26 protein-coding genes and 1 tRNA gene are annotated in these 25,576 nt (G+C 67.2%); 8 read left to right on the top strand and 19 right to left on the bottom strand.

Annotated features, from left to right (window positions below; all coding sequences use genetic code 11):
• Positions 1-17 precede the first annotated feature (17 nt).
• Positions 18-90, top strand: a tRNA-Ala gene (locus R2K23_RS15850).
• Positions 91-196: 106 nt separating this feature from the next.
• On the opposite strand, the gene R2K23_RS15845 is transcribed toward R2K23_RS15850, so the two are convergent.
• Together R2K23_RS15845 and R2K23_RS15840 are read right to left on the bottom strand one after the other, a co-directional pair.
• Positions 197-1,366: an IS1249 family transposase gene (locus R2K23_RS15845; protein ID WP_316510529.1), complete on the bottom strand. Its 1,170-nt coding sequence runs from the start codon at positions 1,364-1,366 to the stop codon at positions 197-199.
• A 158-nt stretch (positions 1,367-1,524) separates the two neighbouring features.
• Complete coding sequence (locus R2K23_RS15840) at positions 1,525-2,730, bottom strand: Fic family protein (protein WP_316510528.1); 1,206 nt, start codon at positions 2,728-2,730, stop codon at positions 1,525-1,527.
• A 145-nt stretch (positions 2,731-2,875) separates the two neighbouring features.
• Here R2K23_RS15840 and R2K23_RS15835 point away from each other — a divergent pair, with 145 nt between their 5' ends.
• The 3 genes from R2K23_RS15835 (at position 2,876) to R2K23_RS15825 (ending at position 7,982) form a co-directional block, all read left to right on the top strand.
• Entirely contained in the window at positions 2,876-4,018 is a 1,143-nt protein-coding gene (locus R2K23_RS15835; RefSeq protein ID WP_316510527.1) for a ferredoxin reductase, read from the top strand.
• 10 nt (positions 4,019-4,028) lie between these two features.
• On the top strand, positions 4,029-5,267 hold the full coding sequence (locus tag R2K23_RS15830; protein WP_316510526.1) for a fatty acid desaturase family protein: 1,239 nt from the start codon (positions 4,029-4,031) through the stop codon (positions 5,265-5,267).
• A gap of 303 nt (positions 5,268-5,570) precedes the next feature.
• Positions 5,571-7,982, top strand: a complete 2,412-nt coding sequence (locus R2K23_RS15825; RefSeq protein ID WP_316510525.1) for an alpha/beta hydrolase family protein — start codon at positions 5,571-5,573, stop codon at positions 7,980-7,982.
• A 354-nt stretch (positions 7,983-8,336) separates the two neighbouring features.
• Here the strand turns inward: R2K23_RS15825 and R2K23_RS15820 are convergent, their stop codons facing one another.
• From R2K23_RS15820 to R2K23_RS15770, 11 genes are all read right to left on the bottom strand, one after another.
• Positions 8,337-8,594 carry a hypothetical protein gene (locus R2K23_RS15820; RefSeq protein WP_316510524.1) on the bottom strand — a complete coding sequence of 86 codons (258 nt, stop codon included), beginning with the start codon at positions 8,592-8,594 and terminating at the stop codon, positions 8,337-8,339.
• On the bottom strand, positions 8,591-8,836 hold the full coding sequence (locus R2K23_RS15815; RefSeq protein ID WP_316510523.1) for a hypothetical protein: 246 nt from the start codon (positions 8,834-8,836) through the stop codon (positions 8,591-8,593). Before R2K23_RS15815 ends, R2K23_RS15820 begins: the two co-directional genes overlap by 4 nt.
• A gap of 12 nt (positions 8,837-8,848) precedes the next feature.
• Positions 8,849-9,862 (bottom strand): hypothetical protein, encoded by a 1,014-nt coding sequence (locus R2K23_RS15810; protein ID WP_316510522.1) that lies wholly within the window; start codon positions 9,860-9,862, stop codon positions 8,849-8,851.
• Positions 9,863-9,870: 8 nt separating this feature from the next.
• Positions 9,871-11,190 carry a Dyp-type peroxidase gene (locus R2K23_RS15805; RefSeq protein WP_316510521.1) on the bottom strand — a complete coding sequence of 440 codons (1,320 nt, stop codon included), beginning with the start codon at positions 11,188-11,190 and terminating at the stop codon, positions 9,871-9,873.
• Between the two features lie 21 nt (positions 11,191-11,211).
• Positions 11,212-11,772 carry a hypothetical protein gene (locus tag R2K23_RS15800; protein WP_316510520.1) on the bottom strand — a complete coding sequence of 187 codons (561 nt, stop codon included), beginning with the start codon at positions 11,770-11,772 and terminating at the stop codon, positions 11,212-11,214.
• A 105-nt stretch (positions 11,773-11,877) separates the two neighbouring features.
• Entirely contained in the window at positions 11,878-12,156 is a 279-nt protein-coding gene (locus tag R2K23_RS15795; protein WP_316510519.1) for a hypothetical protein, read from the bottom strand.
• Between the two features lie 102 nt (positions 12,157-12,258).
• Positions 12,259-12,786, bottom strand: coding sequence for a thermonuclease family protein (locus R2K23_RS15790; protein ID WP_316510518.1), 528 nt, complete (start codon positions 12,784-12,786; stop codon positions 12,259-12,261).
• A gap of 9 nt (positions 12,787-12,795) precedes the next feature.
• On the bottom strand, positions 12,796-12,987 hold the full coding sequence (locus R2K23_RS15785; RefSeq protein WP_316510517.1) for an excalibur calcium-binding domain-containing protein: 192 nt from the start codon (positions 12,985-12,987) through the stop codon (positions 12,796-12,798).
• 275 nt (positions 12,988-13,262) lie between these two features.
• Positions 13,263-13,592, bottom strand: a complete 330-nt coding sequence (locus R2K23_RS15780) for a PASTA domain-containing protein (RefSeq protein ID WP_316510516.1) — start codon at positions 13,590-13,592, stop codon at positions 13,263-13,265.
• 58 nt (positions 13,593-13,650) lie between these two features.
• Positions 13,651-13,983 (bottom strand): hypothetical protein, encoded by a 333-nt coding sequence (locus R2K23_RS15775; RefSeq protein WP_316510515.1) that lies wholly within the window; start codon positions 13,981-13,983, stop codon positions 13,651-13,653.
• Positions 13,984-14,070: 87 nt separating this feature from the next.
• The gene (locus R2K23_RS15770) at positions 14,071-14,850 is read right to left on the bottom strand and encodes an SDR family oxidoreductase (protein WP_316510514.1); all 780 of its coding nucleotides are present in this window, start codon (positions 14,848-14,850) and stop codon (positions 14,071-14,073) included.
• Between the two features lie 195 nt (positions 14,851-15,045).
• On the opposite strand from R2K23_RS15770, the gene R2K23_RS15765 reads away from it, so the two are divergent.
• Both R2K23_RS15765 and R2K23_RS15760 read left to right on the top strand, forming a co-directional pair.
• On the top strand, positions 15,046-15,738 hold the full coding sequence (locus tag R2K23_RS15765) for a DUF899 domain-containing protein (protein ID WP_316510513.1): 693 nt from the start codon (positions 15,046-15,048) through the stop codon (positions 15,736-15,738).
• Positions 15,735-16,214, top strand: coding sequence for an SRPBCC family protein (locus R2K23_RS15760; protein ID WP_316510512.1), 480 nt, complete (start codon positions 15,735-15,737; stop codon positions 16,212-16,214). Before R2K23_RS15765 ends, R2K23_RS15760 begins: the two co-directional genes overlap by 4 nt.
• On the opposite strand, the gene R2K23_RS15755 is transcribed toward R2K23_RS15760, so the two are convergent.
• Positions 16,204-16,842, bottom strand: a complete 639-nt coding sequence (locus R2K23_RS15755; protein ID WP_316510511.1) for a TetR/AcrR family transcriptional regulator — start codon at positions 16,840-16,842, stop codon at positions 16,204-16,206. The genes R2K23_RS15760 and R2K23_RS15755 overlap by 11 nt on opposite strands.
• A gap of 79 nt (positions 16,843-16,921) precedes the next feature.
• Here R2K23_RS15755 and R2K23_RS15750 point away from each other — a divergent pair, with 79 nt between their 5' ends.
• Together R2K23_RS15750 and R2K23_RS15745 are read left to right on the top strand one after the other, a co-directional pair.
• Entirely contained in the window at positions 16,922-17,950 is a 1,029-nt protein-coding gene (locus tag R2K23_RS15750) for a Rieske 2Fe-2S domain-containing protein (protein ID WP_316510510.1), read from the top strand.
• Positions 17,951-17,963: 13 nt separating this feature from the next.
• Complete coding sequence (locus tag R2K23_RS15745; protein WP_316510509.1) at positions 17,964-19,046, top strand: NAD(P)H-dependent amine dehydrogenase family protein; 1,083 nt, start codon at positions 17,964-17,966, stop codon at positions 19,044-19,046.
• Positions 19,047-19,052: 6 nt separating this feature from the next.
• On the opposite strand, the gene R2K23_RS15740 is transcribed toward R2K23_RS15745, so the two are convergent.
• From R2K23_RS15740 to R2K23_RS15720, 5 genes are all read right to left on the bottom strand, one after another.
• Positions 19,053-20,150 carry an acyl-CoA dehydrogenase family protein gene (locus tag R2K23_RS15740; RefSeq protein WP_316510508.1) on the bottom strand — a complete coding sequence of 366 codons (1,098 nt, stop codon included), beginning with the start codon at positions 20,148-20,150 and terminating at the stop codon, positions 19,053-19,055.
• An 11-nt stretch (positions 20,151-20,161) separates the two neighbouring features.
• A complete protein-coding gene (locus R2K23_RS15735) occupies positions 20,162-21,394 on the bottom strand; it encodes an acyl-CoA dehydrogenase family protein (protein ID WP_316510507.1) in 1,233 nt (410 codons plus the stop codon).
• Between the two features lie 97 nt (positions 21,395-21,491).
• Positions 21,492-22,685 carry an ROK family transcriptional regulator gene (locus R2K23_RS15730; RefSeq protein WP_316510506.1) on the bottom strand — a complete coding sequence of 398 codons (1,194 nt, stop codon included), beginning with the start codon at positions 22,683-22,685 and terminating at the stop codon, positions 21,492-21,494.
• A 291-nt stretch (positions 22,686-22,976) separates the two neighbouring features.
• Positions 22,977-24,338 (bottom strand): DEAD/DEAH box helicase, encoded by a 1,362-nt coding sequence (locus R2K23_RS15725; RefSeq protein WP_316510505.1) that lies wholly within the window; start codon positions 24,336-24,338, stop codon positions 22,977-22,979.
• A gap of 216 nt (positions 24,339-24,554) precedes the next feature.
• Positions 24,555-25,574 (bottom strand): diphosphate--fructose-6-phosphate 1-phosphotransferase, encoded by a 1,020-nt coding sequence (locus tag R2K23_RS15720; RefSeq protein WP_316510504.1) that lies wholly within the window; start codon positions 25,572-25,574, stop codon positions 24,555-24,557.
• Positions 25,575-25,576: the final 2 nt, after the last annotated feature.

The raw sequence follows: 25,576 nt of genomic DNA, 5'->3' as shown, positions 1-25,576 counted from the left end.
CGATGAGCACCACTTGAGGGGCTATGGCGCAGTTGGTAGCGCACCACACTGGCAGTGTGGGGGTCAGGGGTTCGAATCCCCTTAGCTCCACAGTAGAAAACCCGCTCTGACCTCGGTCGGAGCGGGTTTTTTCGTTTGCTGGCCGCCGTGGGTTAATGGCCAAAATGTGTGTATGGCTGCCGGTGTGTCGTTGGGGTTAGCGGCGTGATCGGCCGGCCCATCCGTGTTGGATGCCGTTGCCGTCTTCCCAGCTGAATTCCGTGCCGAGGGTGGGTCCGAGGGACTCGTTATCGAGGTGCTGGGTGTGCTGGCGTCGGGGTGGGTTGCGGTGTTCGGGTCGGACCAGGCTCCAGGGGTCGGCGGGTGTGGCGGTGAGGCTGTTGAGTTTCCATTCCGCTGCCCGGCGGGCGTGCTCGGTGGGCAGGCCGCGGTGGGCGCGGAAGAGGTCTTTGAGGGCCCGGTTCGGGCCGCCTTCGAGGGAGCTGGTGGTCCGCGGCAGCGGATGGCCGGGGTCGGTGAGCTCGGGGTCGATCCAGGTGAACAATTGGCGGTTGCGGATCAGGGCGCGGTAGAGGCCGCGGGTCTTGCGTAGGTCGCGGTGGGTATACCACCAGTGCTGGTGTTCGGAGATCCCGGCGGGCCGTTCGGTGTGGGCTCTCGGGTAGGTGCGGTGTCGTAGGAACTGATCCCAGCGGGATTCCCAGGCCGCGTATTCGGTTAGCCAGAACACGGCTTGGTCGATGTCGCGGACATGCATCAAAGCGCTTGTCAGGGACAGGATTTCGCGGCTGGGGTCCAGGCGGGGTCGCAGGGTGTGGTGGCGGCGCACGGTTTGGAAGATGTGGAAGTAGCAGCGCTGAATCCTGGTGGTCGGCCAGTCGGTGGCCAGGGCGGCGTGCAGACCGGTGCCGCCGTCGACGACGACCATGCGCGGGGCGGGCAGCCGGGCCAGGATCTGTTGCCAGGCGATCTTCTTTTCCCGGTCACACCACTGCCAGTCCAGGACATGGAAACCGTCGGTGGCGATCAACAGGCACCAGTGCTGGAAGTAGGTGCCATCGAGGATCACCACGTCTGGGGCCACCGTCGGCGGCGGTGGCGGGGGTACCTCGATGCGCCAACACCAGGCGGTCTCGCGGCGAAATGTCCGTGGGCTGGAGGCCAATTCGCCGGGCTTGTTGAAGTCCAGCAGCCACGACAAGAACGCCCGCAGCTGAGCCTTGCCGGTGATGTCGGAGCGGACCTGTGTGCTCGAGGCGCCGCAGGTGCGGCAGCGCCACCGCGTCCGCCCGGCCGAGGTCACACCGTTTTTGACCAGCTTGCGACCGCATACACCGCAGGTCGGGGAATTCCGAGCACCAGACACCGAACATGCTTTCAGAGCATGTTCAGACCACCATCACCGCAGATCAGAGCACAGAAATCGGCAGATCTATACACACATTCTGGCCATTAACCCGCCGCCGTTCCCGGCCAGCATCGATCACCTGCTCCACATGTGGTGATACGCACACCAGCCGGCCCCTAGCTGGATCGGCTGCGGCGCCCCGCCCGCGCGGCGAAGGCATCGAGCGCGCTGAGGACTTCCGGTGCGCGCCATGCCCTGTTGCGGGTGCGGTCGGTGAACTCGACGATGACTCCGGCGGCAGCCAGCGGATCGATGTAGCGGCGGGCGTTGCCGGTGCTGATGCCGAGTTCACGCCGCAGCAGCTGCGCATTGAACACCGGGTGCTGGAGGAGCAGGTCGGCGACGCGATGGACAGCTGAGTCGCGCCGGGCAGTGATCCTGGTGTCCCACTCTCGGCGAATTGATCTGAGGTCGGCGACCAGTTGGCGTCCGTTCGCGACGGCAAGCAGCGAAGCTTCCGAAAGCCGTTCGACCATGGGGGCGGGATCGCCGTCGCGGTAGGCGCCGAGGGCGCCGAAGTATGCACTGGTGTCGGTGAGGAGCCCGGCCGAGACCGGGACGGTGATCTGACGGGTGAGCCGCTTGTGCCGGAGCATCGCTTGGATCAGCGCGCGGCCGGTCCGGCCGTTACCGTCGGTGAAGGGGTGGATGGTCTCGAATTGTGCGTGAGCGATGGCGATTTGGGGGAGGGCGGGCACGTCGGCGCGACGGGTGAAGGCGACAAGATCGTCGATGGCGCGGGGGACGCGAGTGTGGTGCGGTGCGATGTATTCGGCGCCGCGGGGTCCGAAGGTTCCTCCGCCGATCCACACTTGTTCGTTGCGCCAGTGTCCGGCCGCGGCGGGATCGCTGCGGCGCATCAGGGCTGCGTGCATGGCGAGGATTGCTGAGTCATCGAGTTGGTCAGCCAGCGCGACCGCAGCCTGCATCGCGTCGGTGTTGCTCACGATGAGGGCGGCGTTGCGCCGGCCGGTGTCGCCGAGGGCTTCGGCCTCCGCGATCGCACGCGCGGAGGCGGTGAGATTCTCGATGTTTGAACTCGCAGCGGACTCGGATCGCAGCAACACCGCGGCGAAGGGTGCGATCTCATCGCCGAGTCCAGCATCGAACCGGGCGATCTCATGGCTCGCTTCTTCGGCAGCGGCCAGAACCGCCGCGGGAAGCGACACCGCGAGTCCGGCGATGGACGCCGGAACTGCGGCCTCGTACCTGCCGGCCTGTCGCTGCGCTGCCCGGAGATCACCGAGTCCGTAGCCCGCATCGGCGGGTACGTCCCAAGTCAGCGTCTCGTAGGTGAGCGCCGTGCCGCCAACTGATGCCACAGGCAGAAGATAGCATCACTTAGGTGCATAAGTGATGCTATAAGGCGTTGGTTGGCTTTGAAGTCTTCGTCATGGTGTCGAACGTCCTACCCGCGGGTAACCCCGCAGCCATGACGACGACGTCGGCCGGATCGGCGGGGCAGCCATGGTTCCGCCGCTGAAACCCCCGCTGCGCAAGGTGGCGCGGTGGAGCATCAAGCCCGCCAAGAACGTCGACACCGCGCACAGCCCGAAGATCAACGTCCTGCGCGGCCTGGCGGCGCGGGCCACCACGCCGCTGCTGCCGGACGACTACCTCAAGTTGCTCAATCCGTTGTGGACCGCGCGGGAACTGCGCGGCCAGATCGTCGACGTCCGCCCCGAGACGCAGGACTCCGCGACGGTCACCATCAAACCCGGCTGGGGATTCTCCGGCGACTACCTGCCCGGCCAGTACGTCGGCATCGGGCTGCGGGTCGACGGCCGATGGCACTGGCGGTCGTACTCGCTGACTTCGGTGCCCCGGCATCACGACAAACACATCACCATCACCGTCAAGGCGACGCCGGAGGGGTTCTTGTCCACCCACCTGGTCAGCGGCGTCAGGCCGGGAACCATCGTCAGGCTCGCGGCCCCCAAAGGTGACTTCGCGCTACCCGATCCGCCGCCGGACAAGGTCCTGTTCGTCAGCGCCGGCAGCGGCATCACGCCGCTGATGGCGATGCTGCGCACGCTGACCGCCCGCGGCCAGAGCCCCGACATCGTGCACCTGCACTCGGCGCCGTCGGCGAGCGACGTCATCTTCCACGACGAACTGCGGGCCCTGGAGGTGAGCCAGCCCGGCTACCGCCTGCATCTGCAACTGACCGAGCAGGACGGCAAGCTGGACTTCGACCGCCTCGACGAGTTGGTGCCGGACTGGCGGGAAAGACCCACCTGGGCGTGTGGTCCGACACCCATGCTCGACACGGTCGAATCCGTGTGGGATGCCGCCGGCTTGTCGGAGGACCTGCACACCGAGCGATTCACCATCGACCGCACCGACAAGGGCGGCGAGGGCGGCACGGTCACCTTCGCGATCTCGGACAAGACCGTCGAGATCGACGGTGCCACCTCACTTCTGGAGGCCGGTGAGAAGGTCGGCATCCAGATGCCGTTCGGCTGCCGGATGGGGATCTGTCAGACCTGTGTGCTGCCGCTGGAGGACGGTCACGTGCGGGATTTCCGGTCCGGCGACGAACACGGGCCGGGGGACCGGATCAACACCTGCGTGTCCACCGCCTCGGGGGACTGCACGCTCAAGATTTAGGGGAGAACCTGTGGCCATCACCGACATCAAACGTTACGCGCACCTGACGGACGAGGATGTGGAGTCGCTGGCACGCGAACTGGACGCCATCCGCACCGACATCGAGGAATCGCGCGGCGAGCGCGACGCCCGCTACATCCGTCGTTCCATCCAACTGCAGCGCGCGCTGGCCGTCGGCGGTCGCGCCGTGTTGTTCGCCAGCCGCAACAAGGTGGCCTGGTGCTTAGGCACCGCGATGCTGGGCACCGCGAAGATCATCGAGAACATGGAGTTGGGGCACAACATCATCCACGGCCAGTGGGACTGGATGAACGATCCGGAGATCCACTCCACCGAATGGGAATGGGACACCACCGCGCCCAGCACGCATTGGAAGAAGTCCCACAACTACATCCACCACAAGTACACCAACGTCGTCGGACTCGACGACGACATCGGCTACGGCATCATGCGGCTCACCCGCGACCAGCGCTGGGAACGGTGGATGATCGGCAACCCGATCTACAACCTGCTGCTCGGCACGCTGTTCGAGTGGGGCGTGGCCGCCCACGGGCTGGAGACCACCAGGTACCGCAAGGGCGAGAAGTCGCTGGCCGAGGTGCGCAAGGACCTGCGGATCATCGGCAAGAAGGTGGGCAAGCAGGTCGGCAAGGACTACATCGTGTTCCCGGCGCTGGCCGGGCGGAACTGGAAGCACACCCTGGCCGCCAATGCCGTGGCGAACCTGATCCGCAACTACTGGGCCTACACGGTGATCTTCTGCGGGCACTTCCCCGACGGTGCCGAGAAATTCACCCAAGAGGAGTACGACAACGAGACCCAGGCCGAGTGGTACCTGCGACAGATGATGGGGTCAGCCAACTTTCACGCCGGCCCGCTGATGGCGTTCATGAGCGGCAACCTCTGCTACCAGATCGAACATCACCTGTTCCCCGACCTGCCGAGCAACCGCTACGCCGAGATCAGTGAGCGGGTGCGCGCGCTGTGCGACAAGTACGACCTGCCCTACACCACGGGTTCGCTGGTCGGGCAGTACCTGCAGTCGTTTCGGACCATCGCCAAGCTCGCCCTGCCCGACAAGCTGCTCAAGGCCAGCTCCGATGACGCCCCCGAGACCAACTCCGAGTTGAAGTTCCGCATCCGCGACGGGGTGCGGGAGAGCTTCGGCGTCGATCCCGCCACCGGGAAGCGGCGAGGCCTGCGCAGTGCCCTGCGGGAACTCGAGCGCGGCGCGATCGCCGCGGCGTGACCGTGTTGTGGGCCGTCGAGGAGCGCGTCCGCTAAGTTGGTGTTCGCATCGGTGAAAGTGGCGCTGCCCTGCCGGTGGGACCGCGGCCCTGTCGGCCGTCGCTGCGGTTTTCGTAGCAACGTAGTTGCGGTTACACAGTCGTCTTCGCATTCTCAGGTATCGAAGGGGCGCTACGCTGCGTCTCCAGTGTTTTTCCTGGCTATGCGGATTTCGGATGTTGTCCAACCTGAGATGAATCTGAGATTTTCTTTGCTAGGGTGAAGCAATTGTTGTAATCAAGCTCACACCAGCAACGGAGCTCTCATGAACTCAGCACCCACTCCGCCCAAGCTGCGCAAGGCCAAGGCGGCCGCCGTTACTGCCGGCGCCATCGGCGTCACCGCCGCACTGACCTTCGGCGGAGCCGGGTTGGCAGCCGAAGCGGTGTTGGCCGACCGCAACGAGGTCACGGTTTCCAACCAGCTGAGCCAGGAAGAGATCGACCTGCTGGCCAGCATCGGTATTTATCCGACCGGCCCGCTGTTCCAAGTGGCGCGGTTGGCGGGTCTCGGCAATCCGGACGCGGCGCTCAACTCGCTGGAGAACTTGGCGAACCTGCTGGGCCAGGCGGAGTTGGCGGGCGTGATCGGGACCATCCGTGGTGTTCTCGACACCTTGCCGTTCCCGATTGACGCTCGGGTGCCGGGCTTCGGCCCCGCCGGAATCATCGACGCTGCGGCGTCGCTGGACGGAGGTCTCGGAGAGACCCAACTCCTACTTTCCGCGCTGAAGACGGTGTTGCTCAATGCGGAGAATCTCGACGCCCTGGCGCCAATTCTTGCCGGGCTCGGCATTGATCTCCCAGCTGAGGTCCTCCCTTACCTCGATCTAGTAGCCGACCTGCCCTTGAACGTCCCCGGAACATCTGCGGAAGTTGAATCGGGGCTGCTGAACGATCTTCTCGGTTTCCTTATCCCAGGGTTCCCCGGTTTAGAGGTAGGAGCATTTCTTTCCGAGGCAGACAAGCTTGCAGTGATCCCGGCCTGGGGTCTTGGGGGGACGAACTTCGCGCTCGCCTCGCCGACTTTCCTCAAGGATGCGGCGTTCAAAGACACAGCGATTCTCGGCATCCTGATCCGCAATACCTCGCGTCCCGGCGGCGGCATCGTCGCCATGCTGAATCCGCTCTCGCAACTCGTGGGGCTGAACCTGGCAAATGTGGACGGGCGAGGGAACCCGGTAGAGGAAACGATCGACATCAGTATCGATCTACCCTTACTCCCGGACATCGACTTGGCTGAAGTCACCATCACGGAATACGACGGCAACGTCACGGTCTGGGACATCACCGCCGCGTACGACCTGCTTTCCGACGCGCCGAGCACCATCTGGAACCCGGTCGCCTGGGCCAACAGCGGCGTCGGCTTCGTGATGCCGACCTACCTGATCCCCTCGACGATCACGCAGATCCTGGACGGGGACATCCTGGGTGGGTTGTTGGACTCCCTCGGTATGCTCAAGATCAACGTCAGCGAGACCGACGGAAATCTTTACATCACTTATGATTCCGGCAACCTACCGCTGCTGGAGCCGGTGCAGTTCCTGCCCCGCACGCTGAGCTACTTCCCGGGCTTCGACATCAGCACCCCGGTCAGTTCGTCCTTCGAGCAGGCCCTGCGGACTCTGGTGGCGACCGGTTACCAGGACGTGCAGGTCACCGACACCGATGGTGACGGTGTCTACTCCTTTGTTCGCGACTTCAAGTCGGCGGGCAACCAGGCGTACTTCTGGGAAAACCCGATCAATTTCACTCAGGGCCTGGAAGTTCCGCAGACCCTGCTCAACGAGTTCGTGGACGGGCTGAACGCAAACCTGCTGAATCCCGAGGGCAACAGCCTGGAACTGTTCGGCAACAACACGCTGACCCAGTTGCTCTACGACAACGGCCTCGCCGTACCGCTGGCCAAGATCATCCGCGACGGCCTCAACCAGGTCATGGCCGTGCTGAACCCGATCATCAACGATGTTCAGGAGCCGTTGAAGCAGGTTACGAAGCTTCTCGACGACGCGCAGGCTGAGGTCAACAAGGTTATCCGCGACGGGTTGAAGGCCGGGGCGGCGAACCCGATCGTCGACCTCGAAGGCCCAATGCTGGATGTCAACCGGTTTGTCAACGACCTCACTGAGCCGCTGGACAACGGCATCGGCAACGCAGTCGGCAACGCCGTCAACGAAGGCGAGACGTCCAATGCGTTGATGGCGAAGTCGAGTGGGCCCGAGATCGCGGCGGACGTTCCTGCAGCCGCCACCTCGCAACCGCCGGCGCTTGAGGTCGAGGATCCCAAGCAGTCTCAGGAAAATGTGTTCCAGGAGGCCGTCGATAAGCAGGGCCTCGACGTCAGCAAGGACCTGCTGTCCGACGGCGAGAAGGAGCAGGGCGCCAAGTCGGTCGCCAACTCCTTGAAGAAGCAGCGTGAAGCGCTGCGGGACGCCACGGACGAGCGACTGTCCAAGACACAGAACAGTCTTCGCAAGGCCAGTGAGCGCAACGCGAAGGTGGCCGAGAACCTCCGCAAGGGGGACCTCGGGGGCGCCGCCAAGCAGGTCGGTGACAACGTCCAGAACCGTGTCGAGCGTCTCGGTAAGGACATCAACAACGGTGTGAAGAAGCTGACCGGCCAGGACAAGAAGGACGACAAGAAGGACTCGACGTCTAGCAGCGACAACGCCGCCTAATCGTCGACAGCTTCGCCGCCCCGACCCGGAGATGAGGGCACTCCAGGTCGGGGCGGCGCTGTCGGCTCCGGGGCCTATCCTGGCGTCATGACGGCCGTGGGGGAGTTGGTCAGATCAACCACCGGCGGCTGGATCGCCCGGCCACCGCAACGCTGCCCCGCCGGCCACAGACTCACCCCGGGCCGGATGCTCGTTGGGCATCAGCCTTGTTCCTGCCGCGGCGGCCACACCACCTGGACCTGTGCGTGCGGCGCCACCGTGTACGCGCCGTCGGTCACCCCGGCTTGCCGCCCGCTCGTCGGCGCCGCGGCGGTGCGATGACCGAGAACCAAACCGCCTACCGCAAAAGGGTTTTCAGCCAGGTGGAGGTTGCCGCCCCTTCACCAAGATCAGGCCCGCCGCGAGGACCATGAAGACGCTGCAGACCAGTATCACAACTTCGGTGCTGCCCTGCGAGTAGCTGAAGACTGCAGATCCCCAGAACACCGCAACGCCGAACAAGATTGCCGCTGCGCGTATTTGGGCTTCGCGCGTAGATTTCCGGGGTTCCATGGCGAAGTAGATGACCGCCGGAACCACGAACGCCGCCCCGTACAACACCGCGGTGGTCAACCTTCTCGCCCCTTCACCAACAACGCGCCTGCGACCACAACAAGCAGTGCGCCGCACACCAGCTGGATGAGGAACGTACCGCTACCGGGCTCGCTGTGCACCGCGGTGGCCCAGATGACCGCGGCACCCAGGGCCGCGATCGCCGCGCGCACCCGCGCGCTGGGCACCGAGGACAGCGGCCGCAGCGCGAGGTAGACGCACGCGGGGATCACAAACGCCAGCACGGTGAACACAGCGACCATTGTCGCCGATGTTCACCCCATGGTCGCGAGGTTGCGCCACAGATGACGCAGGCTGTCGGTGCCGCCGAACAGCGTGGTGAAGTGCGTGGAGTCGATCAGCACGATGTCGCCGGCGCGTGCGCCCGACGGAGGCATCCAGATCAGGGCATTGAAGTCGGTGTTGCCGGCGTCGGTGAACGGGTGCGCCCGGCCGGGGTCGACACGCTGGCGCGCCAGGACCCGTAACCCGTCGCCTTCCGGTGCGGTGAGTTCGTAGTGCGGCAGGTGCGGATGGAAGCTGAACGTGGTCACCTCGCCGAGCAGTCCCGGGTCGTCGAGGTCGCGGAATCCGGTGATGGGCGCAATATCTCCGGTGCCTCCGACGACGGCGGGTCGCAGGCCCCAGATGTTGTGCACGGGCACGTCGAGCGCGCGCATCAGGGAGCGGGTGTACTGGCCGAAACGCTGCTGGCGCGGGACCAGGCGGTCGCCGTGATGCTCGTACTCGACCTGCCGCTGTGCCGGGTCGTCGGTGAACCCGACGTCGTGATGCGGGGCGAGCAGCAGGCAGGTGCCCTCCCGGGCCAGCCACTCCTGCAGCGCGGCCACCTCCTCGGGCGCGGCTTCCTGCCCCGACAACAGGTGGTCGAGCCCGAACACCATCAGGGTGTCGGTGTCGGCAAGGATCCGCTCATCGAGGGGCAGCGTGTACCCGGCCTGGTCCACCCGCTGGAACACCGCCACGGCGTGCCCGGTGACCTCCTGGGCCAACTGCTGAAACGTCAGGGTGGAGCGGTGGAACAGTTCCAGCGTTCCGGCGATGCCCTGCAGGAAGTGCGCCGCGTCGTACTGCGCGGTCTCGTAGCTGGGCCACGCGACATTGCGGACTTCGGTGATCGTCGAGAACCGGTTGTAGATTTCGGCCGGATCGCGCTGCGCCTCCCAGGGATAGCTCCACGTCCAGTAGATGCTGATCCGCCGGCGCCCGTCGTGGTGGCGCGCGATGTGGTGTTGGTTGTACGTGCGCGCCGGCACCGGGGTGTTCATGGGAATCCTCAACTGTCCAGGGCGGCCAGGTACCGCAAGGCGTTGATGCCCGGCAGGAAGAAGTACGCCCCACCCCGCAGGGTGGTGAAGGCGGGCAGACCGGTGAGCACCTTGCGGATGGGTCGCTTCGGGATGGTGAAATCCAGCGTGCCGTCCTGGGTTCCGCAGATGGGGTCGTGTTCGTTGCCCAGTTCGTGAAACGAGGCGTCGTTGATCCACACGTTCTGGGCGAACTCGAACTGACGGACGAGGCTGGCGCAGATGATGAATGCGGCGATGCCGCGGTCCGCACCGTCCTCGGGCGCGCCGTCGGGGAGCGCGGGGCCGTAGGTGGCGCCACGGCGAATCATCCTGCGCCGATTCATGTTGTGGGCGGTGTCGCGGGGATTGAGCCGCCGGGCATGCGCGCCCAGCGGGCAGGCGTACCCGTGCGGGTCCATCGTCTTGTAGTCGAAGTCGTTGTTGCGCAGGGGATCGGCGCCCAGCTCGGGATCGTCGCGGTCGGGGCGCAGCACCAGGGGCGCGCCGCTGCGCCAACGGCCCATGAACTTCGCGGCCAGCAGGTCTTGCGCCTCGGCGGTGTCGGCGTGGCGCCGCAGATACTCCCGGAACAGCCCGACGTGCTCCTGTATCCGGCGATAGGCCAGGTAGCTGCCGTTGCGCGACAGCCGCTGCGGTTCGGGCTGGTTGACCGGCGGTCCGACCTCGTCGGAGTATCCCAGGATGAATTCGCCGGGCTTGAGCGGGGCGCCGGATCCCGGCGTCGGCTCCTCGCCGGAGCCTTCGATCACGGGCTGCGACAGGCGGTCCCGGAAGCCGAAGTGGTCGTGGGCGTAGTTGAACGGCGGGGTCGCGTTGAGGTCGAGGAACGACAGCGATCGCACGCCGGGAGTGCGGGCGAGCAGCTTGTCATGCTCGCCGACGCAGCGCCGGTGTTCGGCCTCGGTACGGGCGAACAGGATCGCGATGGCGTGCAGCTTGTCGTCGGCCAAGCCGCCCAGCCAGTGCTCGGGTGCGTTGCGGCCGGTGTCGCCGAGGATGTCCGCGCGGGCGGCCATGCCTTCCCGGAACTCGTCGGGGAAACTGGCCAGCGCGTCCTCCGGTACGCCGAGTGCCCGCAGCCCGTTCCAGGTGAACGCCAACGTGATCCACCGCTCGGTGCTGTCCATCGATGCCATCGCCGCGGCGGCCGAGTCCACGCGCTCGATCAGCTCCGACAGCCACGCCCGGCCGCTGGCCGGGTCGTCGAACGACAGGAACTCGTAGCGTCCGGTCATCGCCGGGGTACGGGTCAACAGAATGTGCTGAATGTCTTCGAGTTCGAGCATGTGCAGCGGCTCCCGGCTGGGTTACTGCATCTGGTCGAGCATGGCGGAGAAGGCGTCCTTGAGCCGCAGTGCCTTCTTGATCTCCTCAGCCGTCACATACGGATATTCGCCGTACTCCAAGAAGCTCGGAAAGTGGTGTTCGCGAACGAACTTCACGAACGCCTCCGGGTTCTCCCGCCAGTCTTCGGGGAAGTCCTCGAGGTTGGTGAACACCGTGCTGATGCCGCTCTGGCCGAACAGCTGCACCGCGTCCTCGGTGTATTTGTCGAAGTCCGTGTCGAAAATGCCCTGGTACTGGAAGTGCAGGCCGGACCCGACGTCGAACAGCAACCACCGCAGGTAATGCAGCCGCAGCGGCGCAAGGAACTCGGGTGATTCGGCGACGGCCGCCTCGATGGTCTTGCCGTGCTCGCGGATGGCGTCCTCGCGGCCGTCCTTCACCTTGGCGATGATCGAAAATCCGTAGCATGCCGGCGTGCGTGGGAAGACCGGTCCGTAGCGACCCCGCTCCAGCTCGAAGTAGCCGCCCTCCGGAATGGCCATCGCGGCCGGCGTGCTCCAATGTCGATGCGCGTCAGCCATACTTCCCCCCACCTCTCGCCCGGTGCGCGGGACACTACTACCCGAACCTGGCAACGGCCCCCTTACCCGTGCTGTTCGTTGACCAAGACCCCCAACAAGATTGCCCTAAATGCCGGCGCAGATCGACGGCGCGAACGGGATCGGGATCGGTATGCAGGCGCCCACCGAGAAGTAGGGCGTGATGTCACCGTTCCAGGCCGGCGGTGGGGCCGGTGGCGGCGGCGGGGGTTGAGCCGCCACGCAGGTATTCGACGGCGCATCGTAGACGGTTCCCCACCCACACTCCGTCGCGTTGCTCACCGCGGGCGCGACGGCCGCGCCGAACGCCAGCGCCGCGGCCGGGGCCGCGACGGCGACCGCGCAACGTAGAACTGTATGTGCCATGAGAAGGCCCCCTCACACTTCACCGACCCTCTTGAAGTGCAGTCTAGGACCGTCTGCCCGTCGCGTCACCGTCGTTTTCCGCCGGCGAACGCTCGGCTTCACTCAGCGGCGGACCGAGGCGGTCGCGCCGTGGCACGGCGGGCCCCACAGCCCACGCCCGGCGGCCTTGGCCTCACGCTCGGCGGCGGCGATCTGCGGGTGGCGCTGCACCGGTCGGCCGCCGTAGACGTAGGCGCGTGCCCGCCCCGCGCGGGCGGCCTCCACCGAGTAGTCCCAGCCGTCGGCCTTGACCAGATACGCCAGCGTGCGGCCGAAGCGGTCGTGCATGCCCTGGGTGGCGTCGTACACGATGGCGACGCGTTGTCCCAGCAGGTGGGTGCGCGCGAACTCGGTGGCCTCCGGGCCCCCGCAGCCCACCGTGTAGCCCGGCTTCTTGGTCTCCGGGGTGTCGATGCCCAGCACCCGGATGCGCAACCGGCCGCGATGATCGTCGCGGACGTCGATGGTGTCGCCATCGACCACCCGCAGCACCGTCGCAGTGACCGCCACCGGGTCCGCCGCGGCCGCCGGGGCGCCGAGCAGTCCGGTCAGGGCCACGACTCCAAGGAGGCTCAACAGCAGCGCGCGCACCGCGAAACGCTAGCTCTCGCAGCCGATCCCGTCGCCGTCGCGGTCCAGGTGGGGACCGTAGTACTCCGAACTCGACGGGATATTGCTGTAACCGTTGGAACGGGCCTCGGTGCAGTTCTTGAACGGCGCGGCCGCGGCGACCGGCGCGGCCAGGATCGCGACTCCGGCGATGACGACAGCAGCAACAAATGGACGAAACATGGCCAAACCCCCCAAAGACGAACCAACTGACGTGAGGGTAAGTCATCCACAGGAAGTTGACAACGGATTGACAGCCGAGGCGGACTGGGCTAGCGGCCGGTGGTGATTTCCGTCGCGCCGTATTCGGCCACCGACATGGAATCGCGGTGGGCAGGTTCGACGGTGATGTGTCCGGCGACGATGACCATGATTTCCGACCTTCCGTGGTGCGGGTGCACCCCTCGTCCGGTAGACCCCGGCAGCACCCGAAACTCATCGCAAGGGCGGAAAACCGGTCAGTCGCAGGACTCTTCGTACTGCCGCACGACGACGAACCCGACGGTGGACTCCGCGGTGAGGGTCTCGCCGGCCTCCGGTGCCGTCGCGCAGACGGTCCAGTTGGCGGGGCTCTGCACCTCGCGGCCCTGGCCCGTCAGATCCTCGGTCTCGAAGGCGATATCCGGGCTGAGGTCCGCGACCTGGGCCTCGGCTTCTTCCAGGGTGCCGCCCACGACGTCGGGCATCTCGAATTCGGGGTCGTCGGCGGCGGCGGGGCCGGCGAGCAGGAGCCCGCCGGCGAGCAGGGCGGCGCTCAGGCCGGCCAGCGATGCGGGGAAGTTCACCATGGCGGCAGCCTATGGCAGCTCACTGTGAGCCGCGCGCCGAGAAGAGCGCGCCAGGTTGTCAGCAGGACTCGGAGTGCAACCGCACGACGCCGAAGATCACCGTGGTCTTGGCGGTCACGGTGCCGCCGGGGCGGGGCGCCGTGGCGCAGACCGTCCAGTTCGGGGCGCTCAGTTGCTGGCGCGCGTAGCCGGTCATATCTGTGGAGACCATGCGGAACCTGACGTCGTCACTGAGGGCGGCGACGGCGGCCTCGGCCTGCGCCAGGGTCTTCCCGGTGACGTCGGGCATCGACCAGGTTTCGGTGGTGTCGTCGGCCGCCGCTGCGGGGCCGGCCAGCGCGAGTCCACCGGCCAGCAACACAGAAGCCGCGATCGGCGCACAGAACTTCATCTCATCCCCTTTGATTGGCCAGAACGGTAGCGAGTCGCTGCGGTCTGCGGGCGCGGATTGCCGAAGACCGAGATCTGATCGATGCAGTCAGGACCCGGTGGGTTCCTTCGAGGACCGCTTGCGGATGCGCGGCGCCAGCTGCACGATCTCCGGCACCACGCTGGGATTCGCGTACGCCGCGGTCACCAGGGACACCAGGGTGTTGGCTACGTCGTCGAGTTCCGACATCTGCGCGGGCAGCTGCCCGTGCTCCACCCACGACTTGAAGAGTTCCTCGAGCAGGTCGCGGTCCGCGCCGCGCAGGATCTCGGTGTCCTCGGTGGGGCCCATGCCCACGCGGATCACCGACAGTTCCGGGTGCTCGCTGCGCCACGCGTTGAGGATCTCGTCGAGGGCGGCCTTGCTGGCGTCGTAGGCCGCCACGCCGGCCCGCGGGTTGCCCACGTCGCGGCTGGAGGTGATCAGCGCGACCCCGTTCTCGCTGAGATGCGGCAGGGCCGCGCGCAGGACGTGATTGGCGCCGAGGGCGTTGACCGCAAACGCGTGCAGCCAGGTGGCGACGTCGGTGTCCTCGATGTAGGCGAACGGGACGACGGTGCTGGTGAACAGCACGGCGTCGATGGTGCCGCCGAGCGCCTCGGCGGCCTGCGGCACCACCTTGGCGATGGCCTTGGCGTCCTGGACGTCGAGTTCGAACGCCGTGCCCCCGATGGACTCGGCCAGCTCGGTCAACAGGTTCACCCGGCGGGCCGCGACCGCCACGGTGGCGCCGCGCTGCGCGGCGCGGCGCGCGACTGCGTGGCCGATGCCCGAGGAGGCACCGACAATCAGGATCCGCAATCCGGCGGCATCACGAAGCTCGCTCATTGCCCGCCACCTTCGTCGCTGCAGATCATCATCGATCCTCTCTTTCCGCGAAAACCGCTGATCCGAGGTTAGGGCATCCTATGTTCTGAGGTGACAAGACCTCCTCGGTACCCCCTTTTTCCAGACCCGGCGATGAGTATCCGGGCAGCGGGCGGTCAATCCCTGTAGCGCTACGAAACTCATGCAGGAGGCCTCATGAACAGCGAATCCATGCCGCCGGTGGTCGATCAGCAGACCTGGGCCACCGCGCTGGCTGAGCTGCGGCGACGCGAGAAGGCCGCGACCCGCGAACTGGACGCGATCGCCGCGCAGCGCCGGCGACTGCCCATGGTGCGGATGCCCGAATACACGCTGATCGGGGAGGACGGGCCCGTCCGGTTGGCCGACGTGTTCGGCGGCCGCTCCCAACTGATCACCTACCACCACATGTGGACCGACGGCGCCGAGTGGCAGTGCGGCGGGTGCACCGGTCTCACCTCGCAGTACACCCGGCTGGATTTCCTGGCCAACTACGACGCCCGGTTCGTCATCGTCACCAACGGGCCCATCGAGGAGGCGCTGGCCTACCGGGACAGGGTCGGCAACAAAATGCCGTGGTACTCGTCGGCGCAGAGCACATTCGGCGCCGACGTCGACGCCGCACCCAACGAGGGCTTCGCGGTCAACGTGTTCCTGCGCGACGGCGACACCGTCTACCGGACCTGGCGCACCAACGGACGTGGCACCGAACAACTCAGCTACACCTTCGCGTTGGTCGACCTGCTGCCGTGGGGACGCCAGGAGGAGTGGCAGGACTCGCCCGAGGGTTGGCCGAAGTCCCCGACGTATTCCAAGTGGTTGGACTCGCCGGACGTCGCGCGGCTCTACGGCGAGGGGGTCAGCGCATGAGCGATGACCACAAGGAGCGGTTCGTCCTCACGCGGACCATCGCCGCCTCGCCAGCGCAGGTCTTCGCCGTGCTGTCCGACCCGGCGCGGCACCGTGACATCGAGCCCAGCGACTGGGTCCGGGACGCGGTGGAGCCGCGGCGCATCGCCGGCGTGGGCGAGACGTTCGCGATGAACATGTTCTTGGAGTTCGCCGGCGGACACTACGTGATGCACAACGTGGTCGATGTGTTCGAGGCCGACCGCTCCATCGGATGGCTGCCGGGCACTCTCGACGAGGACGGCAACCACCAGCCGGGCGGGTGGAGTTGGCGCTACGACCTGGCGGCCAACGGATCCGGAACCGAGGTCACGTTGACCTACGACTGGGCCGGGACCCCGCAGAGCTTTCGGGACATGGTCGGCGGAATGCCGCCGTTCGACGAGAGCTACCTGGTGGATTCGCTTGCCGCACTGGAGCGCTCGGTCACGGGTTGACGCGGCGGCCCGAGTGCTCGAGGTAGGCGACGATGGCGTTGGTGAGCCCGCGGCGGGCCTCGTCGAGATCGAAGAAGCTGCCGAGCTGACGTTCGGACACGATGCCGCGCATGGCGCCGGGGATGAAGGCCGCCACCTCACGCACCCGCGCGGCGTCCACGTCCAGATCGGCGAACGCCCGCTCGCATGACTGCAACCAGCTGTCGCCCCAGGTCGACAGTTCGGCGGCGGTGCGCGGATACAGGCGTCGCAACTCGCCGGCGTCGCTGGGCAGGGCGGCCCGCAGGTTCTCGATGGCCCGCGAGTGGCTCGATGTCAGTCCGGCGTAGAGGGTTTCGATGATGGCGGACACGCGCTCGCGCAGCGGCAGGTCCGCGTCCGTCCGCACCGGTAGCTCGCCGCGCTGTTCGGCGGTGTGGTGCAGCACCGCGGCCCAGAACCCGTCGACATCGCCGAACTGGTACTTCACCGTGCCCCAGGTGGCGCCGATCTCCTTGGCGATCCGACTCGCCGAGACCGCCCCCGGATCGCCGGAGGCCAGGCAGCGCACCGCGGCCTCGAGCATGTTCTCCCGGGTGGCGATGCCGCGCCGATTGCTGCGCCTTCCCTCGGTTCCTGCGGCGGTCATAACCCCTGATGGTAGCCGCCCGGGCTCATTTCACAGTGCCCCCTACTATTTTGTGATCGCTCCCACTATCATTTGGCCGATGGCCAAGCCACCGTTGTCGATGAAACCCACTGGGTGGTTCCAGGTCGCATGGTCGGACGAGATCGCCGTGGGCGCGGTGCATCCGATGAAGTACTTCGACCAGGAGATGATCGCCTGGCGCGCGGAGTCTGGGCAGCTGACCGTGATGAACGCCTACTGCGAGCATCTGGGGGCCCACCTGGGTTACGGCGGAACGGTGGTCGGGGAGGTGCTGCAGTGCCCGTTTCACGGCTGGCAGTGGAGCCAACAGGGCCGCAACGTGTGTATCCCCTACGAGGACCGCCCCAATCGCGGCCGGCGCATCAAGGTCTACCCGGTGGTCGAACGCAACGAATCGGTCTACATCTGGCACGACATCGAGGGCCGCGAACCGTATTTCGAGGCGCCCGACGTGTTTGCGGCCTTCGACGACGGCAGCGCCGCGGCCGACTACTACCCGCAGCAGCGCCTGTTCCGCCGGGGCCTGGAGATGCACCCGCAGTACGTGCTGGAGAACGGCGTGGACTTCGCACACTTCAAGTACGTGCACCAGACGCCGATCGTGCCGGTGTTCACCCGGCATGACTTCGAGGCGCCGGTGTCCTTCGTCGACTTCACCATCACCTTCGAGGGTGACGACGGGCAGAAGATCGAGGACGTCAACAGCGGCGTCGAGGCCATCAACGGCGGGCTGGGCATCGCGGTCACCAAGAGCTGGGGGATGATCGACAACCGCACCATCTCCGCGATCACCCCCGTCGACGAGTTCACCTCCGATGTGCGGTTCATGGTGTACATCGGCCGCCCGCAAGGGGATTCGGCCACCCGCGACCCCGAACGCGCCGCGGCCAAGGCCGCCGAGTTCGGCCACGAGGTGATCCGGCAGTTCAGCCAGGACATCCACATCTGGGCGCATCAGCGGTACTCCGATCCGCCCGCGCTGGCCAATTCGGAATATCAGGGCTTCACCGCCATCCGCAACTGGGCCAAACAGTTCTATCCCGACGGGCGCGGTGGCAGTGCCGCCGAGCTGGCCGGCCGCACCTAGAAAGGCAGTCACGATGTCCCACCGCCCCATCAGGGTCTTCCAGGTCGCCACCGGCAACGTCGGCACCGAGATGATCAAGCGCATCCAGAACCGCCCGGACATCGACCTGATCGGTGTGCACTGCTATACGCCGGACAAGATCGGCCGCGACGTGGGCGAACTGGCCGGGATCGGACCCGTCGGGGTGCGTGCCACCGGGACGGTGGAGGAGATCATCGCCGCCAAGCCCGACGTGCTCACCTTCCACGGCGTCTTTCCCGACGAGGACCTCTACGTGCGAGTCCTCGAGGCGGGGATCAACATCGTCACGACAGCCGACTGGATCACCGGCTGGCACCGCGACACCAACCACCCGCACCCGTCGGGCAAGCCGGTCAGCACGCTGCTGGCCGAGGCGTGCGCCAAGGGCGGGGCCACGTTCTACGGCACCGGCATGAATCCCGGGGTCAATCAGATTCTGGGCGTGGTGTGTTCGGCCGACGTCGCCGACATCGAGAACGTCACCACCATCGAGTCCGTCGACGTGTCCTGCCACCATTCCCGGGACACCTGGATCGAGGTGGGCTATGGCCGACCGGTCGACGACCCGGAGATCCCGGGCATGCTGGAGAAGTACACCCGAGTCTTCGCCGACAGCGTGCTGATGATGGCCGACTGCTTCGAACTCGAACTCGACGAGGTGGTCTTCAGCGCCGAGTTGGGCGCCTGCACCAAGGATGTCGACCTCGGCTGGTATCAGCTGCCCAAGGGTTCACTGGGCGGCAATTACATCAAATACCAGGGCATGGTCGACGGGGTGCCCCGCATCGAGACCCACCTGGAATGGCAGATGACGCCGTTCACCGACCCGCACTGGGACATCAAGGGCTGCTACATCACCAAGATCGCCGGGGACCCGTGCGTCTACAACAAGCACATGATCTTCCCGAAACCCGGTGTGGACCTTGGTGACCCGACGGCGTTCGCCTCGATCGGCATGACCGTCACCGGGTTGCCGGCCCTGAACTCGCTGGAGCGGGTGGTGGCCGCACCGCCGGGACTGCTCACCAGTGCGGACCTTCCGCTGCGCGGGTTCGCGGGCCGGTTCAACCTCTAGTAGGCGCTACTTCGACAGCTGTGCGTACCGGCCCAGGTGGTAGTCGGTGGTGCCGAACTCGTACTGCACGGCGGTGAGGCGCTTGAAGTAGTGGCCGATGGCCAGTTCCTCGGTCATTCCCATGCCGCCGTGCAACTGGACCGCGTTCTGTCCGATGAACCGGGCGGCGCGCCCGACGGTCGCCTTGGCGGCCGAGACGGCGCGGGCCCGGGTCGCCGGTTCGGCGTCGAGGTTCAGCACCGCCAGATAGACCGCCGCCACGGCCTGCTCGAGTTCCATGTACATGTCGACCATCCGGTGCTGCAGTACCTGGAAGCTGCCGATCGGCTGGCCGAACTGCTGGCGCTGCTTGCAGTATTCGACGGTGTCCGCCAACACCTTTCGCATGCAGCCCACCGCCTCGGACGCGACCGCGGCCGCGCCCTCGTCCAGCGCGCGCGCCAGGGACGGCTCGGCCACGCACAGCATCGCGTCGGCGGGCAGGCGCAGGCCGTCGAATGCCAGGTCTGCGGCCTGGCGATCGTCGATGGTCCGGTAGGCGTGCACGGTCAGGCCGGCCGGCGGGGCCGAGGCGTCGAACTCGACAAGGAACAGCGACGTGGCCTCGGCGGTGTCGGCGGTGATCAGCAGATGGGTGGCCAGTGGCGCGTCCAGCACCACCGACTTCGCGCCCGTGAGAACCCAACCGTCGCCGCCGGATTCGGCGGTCGCCGGCCCGGTGGTGTCGAGGTTGGCGAGCGCGACGACGGCCGTGCCCTCGACGATCTGCTCGAGCACCGCGCGCGCCGCGGCGGTGTCGGCGCGCGTCAGCAGACCGCCGCCGACCACCACGGTGCTGACGTAGGGCTCGACCACCAGGGCTCGGCCCAGCTCCTCGGTGATGACCATCATCTCTTCGGCGCCACCGCCGATGCCGCCGACCGACTCGTCGAAGGTGGCGCCCAGGATGCCCAGTTCCTCGGCGAACGATCGCCAGATCTCGGGCTGCCAGCCGGCGCCGGTCTTGGCCGCGCTGCGGCTGGCCGCCAGCTCGTAGCGGGTGTCGAGAAACTTCGCGAGCCCGTCGCGCAGCAGTTCCTGTTCCTTGCTGAGGTTGAATTCCATGACCAGTTTCCCTAGAGCCCGAGCGCCGCTTTGGCGAGGATGTTTCGTTGAATCTCGTTGCTGCCGGCGTAGATCGAGCCGGCCCGGTCGTTGAAGTACCGCAGCGGCGCCACCGCCTGCCAGGGCTGCCCGCTGACGTAACCGTCGGCCGGCGGCTCGTACTCGGTCACCGGTCCGCCCGGCCGGGTGGCGTGCGGCTGGTAGACCCGGCCGCGCGGGCCCGCGGCCTCGAGCGCCAATTCGGTGATGGCCTGGCTCAACTCGGTGGAGATCACCTTGAGCATGGAGGACGCGGGTCCCGGATTGCCGCCCTCGGCGACCACGGCCAGGGTCCGGAACTCCAGGATCTCGAGCACCTCGGTGCGGATGCGGACGTCGGCCAGCTTGCGGGCGAACGCCGGGTCCTCGATCAGCGGACCGCCGTCCGGGCCGGGCTGATGTGTTGCGGCGGTGGCGATTTCCTCCGCCATCACCTGCAACGCCGGGGCGGTCGCGCCGCCGCCGCGCTCGAACTCCAGCAGATACTTCGCGACGGTCCAACCGTCGTCGATCTGGCCGAGCACGTTGGCCTTCGGCACGCGCACGCCGTCGAAGAACACCTGGCTTTGCACCTCCTCGCCGGAGGTCATCACCAGCGGGTGCACCTCGACGCCGGGGGTGTCCATCTCCAGCAGCACGAAGGTGATGCCCTGTTGCTTGCGTTCCAGGCGCGACGTCCGCACCAGGGCGAACATCCAGTTGGCCTCGGTGGCGTGGGTGGTCCAGATCTTGCTGCCGGTGAGCACCAGGTCATCACCGTCGGACACCGCCGCCATCTGCAGGGAGGCGAGGTCGCTGCCGGATTCCGGTTCCGAATAGCCCTGACAGAAGAAGACCTCACCGGTGAGGATCCGCGGCAGGAAGAACGCCTTCTGTTCCTCGGTGCCGAACCGGATGATGGCGTGGGCCACCATCTTGATGCCCATCGGCGACAGCGACGGCGCACCGGCGAGCTGCGATTCGCGGCTGAAGATGTAGTGCTGGGTCAGCGTCCAGTCGCAGCCGCCGTGTTCGACCGGCCAGGCCGGGGCGGCCCAACCCCGCTCGTGCAGGATCGCCTGCCAGGCCATGCTGGCCTCGTGGTCGGCGTACACGCTGGTCATCAAGCGGCCCGCTTCGCGCAGATCCGGGGTCAGCTTCTCATCGAGGAACGCGCGCACCTCATCGCGAAACGCGCGGTCCTTCTCCGACCACTCCAAGTCCATACGTCGTCCTCAAGCTCGGCATCACGGGCATTTTCGATATTTGATCAAATCTTGCCAGACGGGTCGGTTCCGGTCCATCCCCGGGGGCAAAGGCTGGTCAGCGACGGTGCGCCAGCGCCGCGTCGACGGCGTCGGCGGACAGGATGCGGTGCAGGATCAGCGCGGCCGAACCCAAGACCGCGCTGCTTTCGCCGTAGGAGGTGGGGACCACCTGCAGCGCGCGGGTGGCCAGAGCGGTGGCGGCGCCGTACAGGGTCTCCCGCAGGCCCGCCACCAGAAAGTCGTACGCACGCGCCATATCGCCGCCCACCACCACGACGGCGGGATTGAGCAGGTTCACCGCCGCGGCGACCGCATCGCCGATGTGCCGGCCGCTGTCGCGCAGCAGGCGGCGCGCCTCCGGCTCGCCACGGTTGGCCAGCTCCACGACGTCGCGAATGTGCCCGACCGGGTGTCCGTGCTCCTGCAGTGCGCGCACCAGGGTCCAGCCGCCCGCGATCGCCTCCAGACAGCCGGTGTCTCCGCAGCGGCACAAAAGCCCTTGGGCCGCCGGGATTTTGTTGTGCCCGAACTCACCGGCGGCGCCCACCGCACCGCGGCGCAGCGCGCCGCCGGCGATGATGCCGGCGCCCAGGCCGGTGGAGAGCTTGAGCATCAGCAGGTCATCGATGCCACGGTGGTGGCCGCGCCATTCAGCCAGCGCCATGACGTTGGCGTCGTTGTCGACGAGCACCGGCGCGGCGGTGAGGCCGGCGAAGAACGGTGCCAGTTCGACTCCGTCCCAACCGCTCATGATCGGGGAGTTCAGGATGGCGCCGCGGGTCTGGTCCACCGCCCCGGGCAGGCTCAGGCCCACGCCGCGGATGTCGGTGAGGTCGTGTCCGGACTCGGCGACGAGGGCCTCGAGTCGCTTGACCAGTTGCGGCATCAGGTCCTCGGGCCCCGCGCGGCCGTCCAGGTCCACCTCCTGATGCGCCTGGATGGACCCGGCCAGATCGGCGACCGCCAGGCAGGTACGACTGCGTCCGATGGCGACCGCCAGCACGACGCCGGCGGCGGCGTCGAAGCGCAGCAGAGTCGGCGGCCGACCGCCGGTCGACGCGCCCTCTTCGTGTTCGGTCACCAGACCGAGCCCTTCGAGCGCTGCGATGCGGGCCGCGACCGCCGTGCGTGACAGCCCGGTCGCCTCACGAACCTCGGCGCGGGTGGCCGTCACGCCCTCGCGGATCAGCGCGAAGACTTCTCCGGCGCTGACCGAGCGCGCGGCAGAGTTGCGCCTGAGGGCCGGCATCTTTGTATTGAAACAAGCAAAGTTCGAACCGGCAAGGATCCGCTTACCGCCCACTTAAGTCTGATAAAGACGTAAGTCGAGTAGAAATTGGGCGGAAGTCGCCCTAGCCTGGATCTCGCAGCGAAAGGAGGCTGAGCAATGAGCCAGATCGAGCTGTATCTACCGGGCCGGATGTGCGTGACATGGGCCGCTCGCAGGCTGCGGGTGCGCCGGGGCGGCCTCCGCTAAAGCCCGTCCGTCGGGCCGAGGGCGACGCAATGCAGCGCCGTCGTCGGCCCGCCGAACTGTCCGTCAGGCCGAGGCGGCCCGCTGCGGGCGACGGCCCCGACCCCCACGGGATCCGCGGCCACCACCGCCGGCGGCCGGCGCCTGATGGCCCGAGCGCGACCCGCCGCGGCCCCCATTGGCACCGCCGCCGGAGCGCCGTCTCGGCTTGGACCCGTTCGGGGCAGCCGCGGGCGCGGCCACCGGGGCGGGACGCTGATACGGGGCGATCTCGCCGACGAGGTCGCGCACCGCGGCGGAATCGGCCGACACCAGTTGCGGCTCGACGCGAATACCGGCCTTCTGCAACAGCGACCGGGTGTCGCGACGCTGCTCGGGCAGGACCACCGTCACCACGTCGCCGGCGTTGCCGGCGCGGGCGGTACGGCCCGAGCGGTGCAGGTAAGCCTTGTGTTCCATCGGGGGGTCCACATGCACGACCAGTTCGACGTCGTCGACGTGCACTCCGCGCGCCGCGATGTCGGTGGCCACCAACACCCGGGCCGCGCCGCTGGAGAATGCGGCCAGGTTGCGGTCGCGGGCCGGCTGGGACAGGTTGCCGTGCAGGTCCACCGACGGCACGCCGGCCTCGGTGAGCTGCTTGGCCAACTTGCGGGCCTGATGTTTGGTGCGCAGGAACAGGATTCGGCGGCCGGTGCCCGACGCGAGGTACTGCACCAGCTTCCTCTTCTCGTCGGTGCCACCGACGTGGAATACGTGGTGGGTCATCGCCGCGACCGGGGAGTTGGCCTCGTCGACGGAATGCAGAACCGGCTCGCGCAGGAACTTGTTCACCAGCTTGTCGACCCCGTTGTCCAACGTGGCGGAGAACAGCAGGCGTTGGCCGCCGGCCGGGGTGGCCGACAGGATGCGGGTGACGCCGGGCAGGAAACCCAGGTCGGCCATGTGGTCGGCCTCGTCGATGACGGTGATCTCGACTGTCTTCAGGCTGATCTCGCCCTGCCGCATCAGATCTTCGAGCCGGCCGGGGCAGGCCACCACGATGTCGACGCCGGCGCGCAGGGCGCTGACCTGTCGCGACTGCGACACGCCACCGAAGATGGTGGTGACGGACAGGCCCGCGGCCTGGGCCAACGGCTGCAGCGTCGCGGTGATCTGGGTTGCCAGCTCCCGGGTGGGGGCCAAGACCAGCCCGGACGGCGCGGCCGCCCGGCGTCGTCCCGCGGTCAGTCGGGTGGCCAACGGCAGGCTGAACGCCAGCGTCTTGCCGCTGCCGGTCTTGCCGCGGCCCAGCACGTCACGGCCGGCCAGCGAGTCCGGAAGGGTCTTGGTCTGGATCGGGAAGGGGGCGCTAATGCCTTGCGCGGCAAGCGTCTTGACCAGACCGGCGGGCACGCCGAGGCCGGCAAAACAGGGTTCGTTCGTCACAGAGGGTGTTGCCTTTCAGGCATTGCTGTCATCGCGTGCGGCGGTCGCCGTCAGATGGCAGTCAGGGTGGCGAGATTGCCGGTGGGCAAAATCGATCGCCGCGAGAACTGTTCGTGTGGGCGGTGCTGCTCACCGAGATGCGGTGAGTTCCCAGAAGATTTCACGACGTACCGACGGATACTGCGCGTCGGCGTTGGGACCAGCATAACGCACGCTTCACCCCGGCGGCGACGCGGGCGCGCGCCCGGCAGCGGTAGGCATCGGGACCCGGGGCACCACCGGGCGATATGTGCCGTTCCAGGAATCGAGGGTCTGCAGCAGCCAGAACACGGCAAACTCCACGATCAGCGCCACTTCCAGGGCCAAGATGCCGTGATTCCAGGTCCGCAGATGCACGTGCAGGACGCCGACGACAATCAAGGTGGCGGTCATCACCGCGGCAATCGTGATGTAAGCCACAGCGAATCGGCCGCGGCCCCGGCAGTGGCAGAAGTGCTGAGCCGAATAAGCGGCGTACAAGACCACCACGGCGATGATGCCGCTGAACATGGCGATGGCTGCCGCCGAGTGCGCATCGGCAAGGAAGGATTCGCGGTCGAACAGGAACCACAGCAACCCGGCGCCGAGCGTCGCGGCGGTGCCCAGCGGGGCCAGGACCTGAATCCACTTGAGCACGAAGTCCGCCGCCGCCGCGAGCCGGCCGGCGGGCAGACGATTCGTGTCGGCCGGGCCCGCCTCGTGCGCGAGATCGGAACTCGGCGCGGGTCCGGCGATGGCTCTGACACCGAGATAGACCACGATGCCGACGCCCGCGCCGACCAGCAGCGCGGTCATGTTGTTGGCCACTGCGGCGGTGGCGTCCTGATCGGTGGGCAGCCACAGCCCACAACTGGCCGTGGGGTCCTTGGGGTTGTGGACCGGACTGCGCGTCGGGACCAGGGCCACGACGAACGCTAGGAATCCCGCGAAGTTCAACAGGATGTCCTCGGGTCGGGTGAGACCTTTGTAGGCGATCAGGCAGACCCCGGCCGCGCACAGCGCGCCGACGAAAACCGCGTGGCTGACCGTGAAGTAGAACGCGCTGATGGAGGTCTGCCAGCAGTTGTGCCCGACGGCGGTCAGCGCGATCGAGGCGAGCAGGCCGGCCACGACGGCCACCAGTGCCAGCCGGATGTAGCGGTAGGTGGCCAGCGGGTACCCGACGGTGCTCGGTGGGACGGCCCCGGCGCGGGTCATCG

This window comes from Mycolicibacterium sp. MU0050, assembly GCF_963378085.1.
Lineage (GTDB): Bacteria > Actinomycetota > Actinomycetes > Mycobacteriales > Mycobacteriaceae > Mycobacterium > Mycobacterium wendilense.
The sequence above is the reverse complement of the archived record's forward strand: the minus strand, read 5'-3'. Positions and strand labels throughout refer to the sequence as shown.

Coding starts and splice junctions, on each gene's coding strand:
- R2K23_RS15795 (WP_316510519.1), bottom strand. CDS start 12,156: ATGGCACATACAGTTCTACGTTGCGCGGTCGCCGTCGCGGCCCCGGCC.
- R2K23_RS15770 (WP_316510514.1), bottom strand. CDS start 14,850: ATGAGCGAGCTTCGTGATGCCGCCGGATTGCGGATCCTGATTGTCGGT.
- R2K23_RS15780 (WP_316510516.1), bottom strand. CDS start 13,592: ATGGTGAACTTCCCCGCATCGCTGGCCGGCCTGAGCGCCGCCCTGCTC.
- R2K23_RS15765 (WP_316510513.1), top strand. CDS start 15,046: ATGAACAGCGAATCCATGCCGCCGGTGGTCGATCAGCAGACCTGGGCC.
- R2K23_RS15720 (WP_316510504.1), bottom strand. CDS start 25,574: ATGACCCGCGCCGGGGCCGTCCCACCGAGCACCGTCGGGTACCCGCTG.
- R2K23_RS15755 (WP_316510511.1), bottom strand. CDS start 16,842: ATGACCGCCGCAGGAACCGAGGGAAGGCGCAGCAATCGGCGCGGCATC.
- R2K23_RS15735 (WP_316510507.1), bottom strand. CDS start 21,394: ATGGACTTGGAGTGGTCGGAGAAGGACCGCGCGTTTCGCGATGAGGTG.
- R2K23_RS15815 (WP_316510523.1), bottom strand. CDS start 8,836: ATGGTCGCTGTGTTCACCGTGCTGGCGTTTGTGATCCCCGCGTGCGTC.
- R2K23_RS15745 (WP_316510509.1), top strand. CDS start 17,964: ATGTCCCACCGCCCCATCAGGGTCTTCCAGGTCGCCACCGGCAACGTC.
- R2K23_RS15775 (WP_316510515.1), bottom strand. CDS start 13,983: ATGAAGTTCTGTGCGCCGATCGCGGCTTCTGTGTTGCTGGCCGGTGGA.
- R2K23_RS15835 (WP_316510527.1), top strand. CDS start 2,876: ATGGTTCCGCCGCTGAAACCCCCGCTGCGCAAGGTGGCGCGGTGGAGC.
- R2K23_RS15825 (WP_316510525.1), top strand. CDS start 5,571: ATGAACTCAGCACCCACTCCGCCCAAGCTGCGCAAGGCCAAGGCGGCC.
- R2K23_RS15750 (WP_316510510.1), top strand. CDS start 16,922: ATGGCCAAGCCACCGTTGTCGATGAAACCCACTGGGTGGTTCCAGGTC.
- R2K23_RS15805 (WP_316510521.1), bottom strand. CDS start 11,190: ATGCTCGAACTCGAAGACATTCAGCACATTCTGTTGACCCGTACCCCG.
- R2K23_RS15760 (WP_316510512.1), top strand. CDS start 15,735: ATGAGCGATGACCACAAGGAGCGGTTCGTCCTCACGCGGACCATCGCC.
- R2K23_RS15740 (WP_316510508.1), bottom strand. CDS start 20,150: ATGGAATTCAACCTCAGCAAGGAACAGGAACTGCTGCGCGACGGGCTC.
- R2K23_RS15800 (WP_316510520.1), bottom strand. CDS start 11,772: ATGGCTGACGCGCATCGACATTGGAGCACGCCGGCCGCGATGGCCATT.
- R2K23_RS15785 (WP_316510517.1), bottom strand. CDS start 12,987: ATGTTTCGTCCATTTGTTGCTGCTGTCGTCATCGCCGGAGTCGCGATC.
- R2K23_RS15730 (WP_316510506.1), bottom strand. CDS start 22,685: ATGCCGGCCCTCAGGCGCAACTCTGCCGCGCGCTCGGTCAGCGCCGGA.
- R2K23_RS15810 (WP_316510522.1), bottom strand. CDS start 9,862: ATGAACACCCCGGTGCCGGCGCGCACGTACAACCAACACCACATCGCG.